The organism is Promicromonospora kroppenstedtii DSM 19349 (assembly GCF_000515355.1).
Lineage (GTDB): Bacteria > Actinomycetota > Actinomycetes > Actinomycetales > Cellulomonadaceae > Promicromonospora > Promicromonospora kroppenstedtii.
On record NZ_KI911653.1, the window covers coordinates 1 to 1,457 of the forward strand.

A 1,457-nucleotide genomic window follows, 5' to 3' on the forward strand; every position below is an offset into this window, starting at 1 on the left:
GTGCAGACCCTGCGCCAGCTCGCCGGCCCGTCGGCGCTCCGCCGCGCGACCGCGGCCTACCGGACCGCCGGCACACTGCCCGCCCTGCCGGCGGTGCGCATCGAGGACCACCCCCGGTTCGAGTGGCGCGGGGTGCTGCTCGACGTCGCCCGGCACTTCCTGCCCAAGCACGACGTGCTGCGCTTCGTCGACCTGGCCGCCGCCCACCGGCTCAACGTGCTCCAGCTCCACCTCACCGACGACCAGGGCTGGCGGGTGCAGATCGACCGCTACCCGGAGCTGACGCGCACCGGCGCATGGCGCCGGGAGTCCACCGTCGGCACCTGGCGCACCGGCGCCAAGGACGGCCGGCCGCACGGCGGCTTCTACACGCAGGACGACCTGCGCGAGATCGTCGCCTACGCCCACGACCGCGGGATCACCGTGGTGCCCGAGATCGACGTGCCCGGTCACGTCGAGGCAGCCGTCGCCGCCTACCCCGAGCTCGGCACACGCAAGGACCGCAGCGGGGTGCGCACCACCTGGGGCATCAGCCAGGACGTGCTCGACCCGTCCGAGGGTTCGCTCGCGTTCTTCCGGCACGTGCTGGACGAGGTGCTGGACGTCTTCGACTCGCCCTGGATCGGCCTCGGCGGCGACGAGGTGCCGCCGACCCTCTGGCGCGAGTCGCCGCAGATCGTCGACCGCGCCCGGGCGCTGGGGCTGTACGGGGCCGACGGCGCGGTCGACGTCGGGCGGCTGCACGGCTGGTTCATCGCCCGGCTCGCAGAGCACGTGTCCGACGCCGGCCGCCGCGCCGTCGTCTGGGACGAGGCCGTCTCGCCCATGCTGCCGCGCGACGTGATCGTCACCTCCTGGCGTGGGTACGCCCAGGGCGCGGCGGCGCTCGCGGCGGGGCACGACGTGGTGATGGCGCCCGAGCAGGCCGTCTACCTTGACCACCGCGCGGGCGACCACCCCGCAGAGCCCATCCCGGTCGGCTTCCTGCGCACCGTCGAGGACGTCTACTCGTTCGACCCCCTCCCACCCGGACTCGTCGAGTCGCTCTCGCTGGTCGAACGTTCGTCCTCGCCGGCCGAGCTTGTCGAGGCCCAGGCCTCGACCAGACCGACCACCGGCGAGACGGTCGCCCCCACGCGGGGTAGGCTTCTGGGCGCCCAGGCCCAGGTGTGGACCGAGCACCTCGACAGCGCCCGGCGGGTCGACTACGCGACCTACCCGCGGCTGGCCGCGTTCGCGGAGGTCGCGTGGTCCCCGCAGGCGAGCCGGGAGCCGGGCTCCGAGCGGTCCAGGGAGTTCCTGGAACGCCTGGCCCGGCACCACCTGCCACGGCTCGACGCGTACGGCGTCGAGTACCGGCCGCTCGCCGGCCCGCACCCCTGGCAGACCCGCCCCGGGGTGCAGGGCTACCCGCGCGACCTGGCGGCGGAGACCGCCGTCGGCGGCTGGGCCGGGCT

Annotated in this window: 1 protein-coding gene; it reads left to right on the forward strand. The window is 75.0% G+C overall.

The window, feature by feature from the left end; all coding sequences use genetic code 11:
* The coding region (locus tag PROKR_RS10225; protein ID WP_425414876.1) for a beta-N-acetylhexosaminidase at positions 1-1,457 on the forward strand (1,457 nt) is incomplete at its 3' end.